Annotated in this window: 6 protein-coding genes; 3 read left to right on the forward strand and 3 right to left on the reverse strand. The window is 69.2% G+C overall.

All coding sequences use genetic code 11. From position 1 onward, the window contains the following. Positions 1–94: 94 nt before the first annotated feature. Positions 95–472 (reverse strand): hypothetical protein, encoded by a 378-nt coding sequence (locus AB0L34_RS32695; RefSeq protein WP_363709409.1) that lies wholly within the window; start codon positions 470–472, stop codon positions 95–97. Between the two features lie 147 nt (positions 473–619). After that, positions 620–1,402, reverse strand: a complete 783-nt coding sequence (locus AB0L34_RS32700) for a Ku protein (protein ID WP_363709411.1) — start codon at positions 1,400–1,402, stop codon at positions 620–622. Positions 1,403–1,633: 231 nt separating this feature from the next. Here AB0L34_RS32700 and AB0L34_RS32705 point away from each other — a divergent pair, with 231 nt between their 5' ends. Beyond that, positions 1,634–2,302, forward strand: a complete 669-nt coding sequence (locus tag AB0L34_RS32705) for a class I SAM-dependent methyltransferase (RefSeq protein ID WP_363709413.1) — start codon at positions 1,634–1,636, stop codon at positions 2,300–2,302. Between the two features lie 51 nt (positions 2,303–2,353). Here the strand turns inward: AB0L34_RS32705 and AB0L34_RS32710 are convergent, their stop codons facing one another. Further along, a complete protein-coding gene (locus tag AB0L34_RS32710; protein ID WP_357461873.1) occupies positions 2,354–3,403 on the reverse strand; it encodes an RNA polymerase subunit sigma-70 in 1,050 nt (349 codons plus the stop codon). A 202-nt stretch (positions 3,404–3,605) separates the two neighbouring features. Here AB0L34_RS32710 and AB0L34_RS32715 point away from each other — a divergent pair, with 202 nt between their 5' ends. After that, positions 3,606–4,433 carry a methyltransferase domain-containing protein gene (locus AB0L34_RS32715; protein WP_363709415.1) on the forward strand — a complete coding sequence of 276 codons (828 nt, stop codon included), beginning with the start codon at positions 3,606–3,608 and terminating at the stop codon, positions 4,431–4,433. Positions 4,434–4,828: 395 nt separating this feature from the next. Continuing rightward, positions 4,829–5,320 (forward strand): DUF1579 family protein, encoded by a 492-nt coding sequence (locus AB0L34_RS32720; RefSeq protein ID WP_350710526.1) that lies wholly within the window; start codon positions 4,829–4,831, stop codon positions 5,318–5,320. Positions 5,321–5,378: the final 58 nt, after the last annotated feature.

The following is a 5,378-nucleotide window of genomic DNA, read 5'->3' on the forward strand; positions in this document are numbered from 1 at the left end:
GTCCACAACGACCGGGGAGCCCCGCCACGCCCGGGCTCGGGAGTCATCGGTGAGAACCGCAGGGCGGCGATCGACCAGATGCGGCGACCGGTCTTCAGAGGATGACCGGCCGCAGCTCGACCACATGATTGAGCGGCTGGCCGCAGGCACCGGGAGCGGCTGACACACTGGCGGCGATTTCGACAGCTCTTTCGAGGGTCTCGCAGTCGACCAGCCAGTAGCAGGTCACGGCGTCACCGTCCGCCCTGCCGGCGTCGTCGATGACGACGTCTCCGCCAGCGGCGCGGACGACGCGTGCCTGCGGGGCGAGTGCCAGCTCGTGCGTGGAGATCAACTCGCCGGTGCTCCCCAGTGCCCGGTTGAGGTCGCGCACGTACCGGAAGTGTGCCTCGAGATCCTCGGGCCGCCAGGCGACAGCTCCGGTGGCGTCGGTGGTCACGACGCTGAACCGACTCAGCAGGACAAACCTCATGTTCTACTCCTGGCTTCCGAGACGCTGGTGGCGCTCTATGAGGGGTCGAAACGGAAGAGGTCGTCTCGACGTGCCTCGCCACATTGGCCGACCCGCCCGGAGAGCCGCCCGGATCCTGGCCGTGTGCCGCCAGCGGGCCGCCCTTGGCTAGGCCGTCCTCGCGACGCGTCCTCTTTGCAGCGCGTGGCCGGGGCCGAGCCCTTCCCTGGTGTCCTCGAGGGCAGGCCCATCGGGTGCCGCCCCGTCGGACGTGTCGCCGCCAGCCTTGGCCGCGAGCAGGTCCAGCAGTGCGGTCCGGTACCCGTCCCGGAGACCGTCGGGATCGAGGTGATCCGTCATCGAGTCGATGAGCGAGATGGTCATGGCCAGCTCCGCCGGCCGCACCGCCGTCGTCTCGCGAAGGAAGGGGAAGTCCGGTTTGCGGAGCTCGTCGGGCCAGAGCATGGTCTGAAGGACGAGCATGTCGTCCCGTTCCCGGATGGTGGCCAGTCTCTCCACCTGGCGTAGCGCGACCTTCACGATCGCCACCCGACGACTCTTCCTCAGCGCGTCGCGCAGGAGGGCGTACGGCGTGACGGCGATGTCCTCCGGCTCCAGGTAGTAGGTCCGGTTGTAGAGGATGGGGTCGATTTCCTCGGTGTGGACGAACTTCAGCACCTCGATGGTGCGTACCGTCGGCAGCGGCAGGTCGGCCAACTCGTCGTCGGTGACGACGACCAGGCGACCGTCGTCGAACTCGTACCCCTTGGCGATGTCCCGGTAGGGGACCTCGGTCCCGCAGTCGTCACAGAATCGACGGATCGTGATCCGGCCGCCGTCGTCCCGGTGCACCTGCCGGAACCGGACCGACTTCTCCTCCGTCGCGGCGTACAGCCTGACGGTGATCGAGACGAGGCCGAAGGAGACCGCGCCTTTCCACATTGCCCGCATCCGCGCTCCCGGTTGATCGCTTCTCGTGCCCTTGGGCCAGCGTGGCACCGTCCTGTGCTCGCCTCTTCCTCCTGCGTGCGCTGCGGGTGACGGCTGCGCACGCAGCAAGGTGCGGCGGTGCGGGCGGCTGGTGACGATCAGGCTGGACCGCCCACAGCCGGCATCGAGCGGCTCGGTTGCGGATCCACACGACGTGGAGGTGGGCGTATGGCCGGCGGAGCAGGTGGCGGGATGGCCAAGCACGTACCGGTCAACCAGGTGCTGCGTGAGTACATGCTCGCGTCGATGACACCACCCGACCCGGTCGTGGACAGCCTCGTCGCCGCGACCGAGGCGCTCGGGGACGCCGCCGGGATGATGGTGCCGGTGGAACAGGCCGGCCTGCTGACCCTGCTGGCGCGGATATCCGGTGCCCGGACGGTGGTCGATGTCGGCACCTTCACCGGACTGTCCGCTCTGGCGTTCGCTCGGGGCCTGCCGCCCGGGGGTCGGGTGATCACCTGTGACAACAGTGATCGCTGGCTCGATCTCGCCCGTGCGCACTGGACGCGGGCGGGGGTTGCCGACCTCATCGACTTCAGGCTCGGGCCGGCCGCGCGGACCCTGCGTTCGCTGCCGGGGGAGCGCTGCGTCGACATCGTCTTCGTCGACGCGGACAAGGCGAACTACCCGACCTACTACGACCTCGCGGTGCCGCTGCTGCGTCCGGGTGGCCTGCTGCTGCTGGACAACGTGCTCCTTGACGGCTTCGTGACGGCGCCTGAGTTGGCCGCCGAGCCTCTGCTGAGGAGGTGCGCGGCCGTGATGCGTGAGGTCAATGCCGCCGTCGCGGCCGATGACCGGCTGGAGGCGGTCATGTTGCCGCTGGCTGACGGGCTCACCGTCGCTCGGAGACGCTGAAGAGATACGGGCCGAGGGGCACCCGCCGAATGGCGGGTGCCCCTCGGGCGCTCAGAGGGTCGCGGGAAGGTTGAACGTGGGGAAGACCTCCGGCGGGAACGCCGTGATCTCGGCGATCATGCCGTCCTCGATCCGGAAGACGTTGAGGACCTGCGGACGGTAGACCGCGTCACCCGGGCGACGCACGTAGCCGGCGACCGCCGGTTGCATGTTCGCGTGGGCCGGTAGCGCCCGCCACTCCCCGAAGTAGGCCGGGGATGCCGGGTCGAACTGGGCGAGGAGACCGGCGACGAAGGTGTCGCGGCCGACGATCCAGAACGGGTCCGGCGGCATCGTCACCCGCACGTCCTCGCGTACGAGCTTCGCGAAGTTCTCCGCGTCGGCTTTCTCGAGCGCCTCGATGCATCGCTGCATGAGGGCCCGCTCAGCCTCGGCCGGATCGGTGGCGGGGCCCCAGTCGATCGGCCTCGGGGGCAGGCGGTCCTTCAGCGTCGCCCGCGCCCGCTGCAACGCGCTGTTGGCGGAGGCGACGCTGATGTCGAGCATCGTGGCGGCTTCGTTGGCGGACCAGCCGAGGACGTCGCGCAGGATCAACACCGCCCGTTGCTGGGGCGGCAGGTGCTGGATCGCCACGAGGAACGCCAGCTCGATGGTCTCCCGCGCCATGATCTGCGAATCCGGCTGGGAGTCGGGCGGGGCAACCGGGTCGAGCAGGTGGTCCGGGATGGGCTGGAGCCAGGGCACCTCGTCCGTCGGGGGCGGCGGTGTGGACGGCCCCGCCCCGAGCGCCGGCTGGCGGTGCGCCACCGGCATGCGCGCGTTGCGCCGCAGGAAGTCGAGGCAGACGTTGGTCGCGATCCTGTACAGCCAGGCCCGGGCGGTGGACCGCCCCTCGAACGTCTCACGCTTGCGCCACGCCCGCAGGTACGTCTCCTGGACCAGGTCCTCCGCATCCTCGAAGGACCCCAGCATCCGGTAGCAGTGGACCTGCAACTCGCGTCGATGCCCTTCGACGAGTGCCGAGAAGCCCTCGTCGTCGATGGTGATGGCAGTCGCGGGCTCGGCGTCGGGTTGCGACGCATTCGTGTCAACGGTCGCCATCTATCCCTCTTTCGTCCACTGGTAGCGCAAATATGCATCTCCCACTATACCGATCGCGGACTGTCCTACCAGGCCGGCGACACGGGGCGCGACCGGGCTGCTCCGAATCGTCGTCCCCGCAACACCGAAGGTGAGCCCCCGGGATCTTCGATGCGAGGGTGGTGGCGACCGGGCGGAGACGACGACACAGAAGCGAGGAGCGATGGCCTCGACGACACCCAACACCGACGACATCGGCCGGATGTACGACGAGACCGCGGCACTGTCGCAGATCTTCATCGACGGCCAGGAACACCTGCCGTACTGGTACGACGACCACGACGACACGCCGGTGGTCGAGGCCGCCAGGCGGATCACCCGGAAGGTGGGGGCGGCGATCGGACTGCGCCCGGGAGAGCACGTCCTCGACGCCGGCTGTGGCGTCGGCGCCCCGGCGGTGCAGCTGGCCGAGGAGCACGGCGTACGCGTCACCGGCATCACCGTCAGCTCCGTGCAGGCCGCCGAGGCCCGGCGGCGCGCCGAGCGCAGCGCCGCGGCCACCCGGATCGCGTTCGCCCACGGGGACTACAACCACCTGGACTACCCGGACGACACGTTCGACGCGGTCATCGCCGTGGAGTCGCTCATGCACGCCGACGACCTGGCGGCCCCGCTCGCGGAGTTCCGCCGTGTCCTGCGGCCCGGTGGCCGGTTGGCCATCGCCGACTGCACCCGCGAGGCCCCAGCCGGGTCGGAGCGCGCCGCCCGGTTCACGGCGGCCTTCCAGGTCGGTCAGCTGCTGTCGGTGCCGGAATGGATCTCGCGCCTGCGGACGTCGGGGTTCGACGTCGAGGAATACACCCAGTGCGGTCCGCGGGTGTACGGCATGGGGCTGCGCTACCTGGACCGTGCGAACGAGCTGCACGATGAACTCGCCTCGCGGTTCGGTGAGGAGATGGTGGGTGAGCTGAAGCGGTCGTACCGGGACTACTTCGCCTACGGCGCCGACATCGGCTACGCGATCATCGCCGCGCGGAGGCCGTATCTCTGACCCGCTGGGTGCCCGTCCCGGGCGTGTGGCGTTCTGCGCCGCGCGCCCGGTTCGCTGTTCGGCCCGGTCCGGGTGGACCGCCGAGCCCTTCCTCCTGGCCGGCGGCGGCTGTCCGTTTGGTGGATCAGCTATCCGCCGTAAGGACAGCAATTGCCCTTGTCTGAATGCTCGCTTCCGAAACCGATGAGTTGTCCGGCGCCGCTGCGTCATAAGGGATGTGGCTGGCGCGCCAGACGATCGACGGCACGAACGTGTCGTGGCTCCGCTCATCCCCCGGAAGGTGCCGCAGCGGTGCCCTCGTGGTCTGGCGCGCTTGACACGCGACCCGGACCCCGTGTTCGACGTGCGTGTCGTGCCACGCCTTCATCCGTATCGAAACATGCCAAGGAGCGATCATGTCTGACAACGCCCAGCAGATGCCCCCGCCGCCGCAGCCCGACCCGGCCCTCCGGCGCCTCGACTACCTCGTGGGCACGTGGAAGCTCAGCGGCAAGACCGAGGCCGGCCCGATGGGCCCGCCGGCGGAGCTGTCGGGCACGGAGACCTTCGAGTGGCTGGAGGGTGGATTCTTCCTCGTCCACCGCTGGAACTGCGCGATGGACCTGGGACCGGCGGGCAAGGTGCCCGACGTCGGGTACGAGTTCTTCGACTACGACCCGGAGACCCAGAAGTTCCGGACGCACTACTTCAGCAGCTTCGGACCGTACAACGCCGAGCAGAGCCACTACATCGGCGACTTCGAGGACGACAAGCTCGTCCTGGTCGGCCCGGCGAAGTACATTCGCAAGCTCAACGAGGACGGCACCATCAGCTACGACTGCGACTTCCCGCTGCCCGACGGCAACTGGGTTCCGTTCATGCACGCCACCCTGACCAAGGTGTCCTGAACACGGACCGACGTGGCGGGCACCGCGCGATCAGCCACACCCCAGAGCGATCGCGCGG

This window comes from Micromonospora sp. NPDC052213 (assembly GCF_040679695.1).
Lineage (GTDB): Bacteria > Actinomycetota > Actinomycetes > Mycobacteriales > Micromonosporaceae > Micromonospora.

What these genes read in the sequence shown, in the direction of transcription:
- AB0L34_RS32715 (WP_363709415.1), top strand. Translation starts at nt 3,606, where the DNA reads ATGGCCTCGACGACACCCAACACCGACGACATCGGCCGGATGTACGAC.
- AB0L34_RS32695 (WP_363709409.1), bottom strand. Translation starts at nt 472, where the DNA reads ATGAGGTTTGTCCTGCTGAGTCGGTTCAGCGTCGTGACCACCGACGCC.
- AB0L34_RS32705 (WP_363709413.1), top strand. Translation starts at nt 1,634, where the DNA reads ATGGCCAAGCACGTACCGGTCAACCAGGTGCTGCGTGAGTACATGCTC.
- AB0L34_RS32700 (WP_363709411.1), bottom strand. Translation starts at nt 1,402, where the DNA reads ATGCGGGCAATGTGGAAAGGCGCGGTCTCCTTCGGCCTCGTCTCGATC.
- AB0L34_RS32710 (WP_357461873.1), bottom strand. Translation starts at nt 3,403, where the DNA reads ATGGCGACCGTTGACACGAATGCGTCGCAACCCGACGCCGAGCCCGCG.
- AB0L34_RS32720 (WP_350710526.1), top strand. Translation starts at nt 4,829, where the DNA reads ATGTCTGACAACGCCCAGCAGATGCCCCCGCCGCCGCAGCCCGACCCG.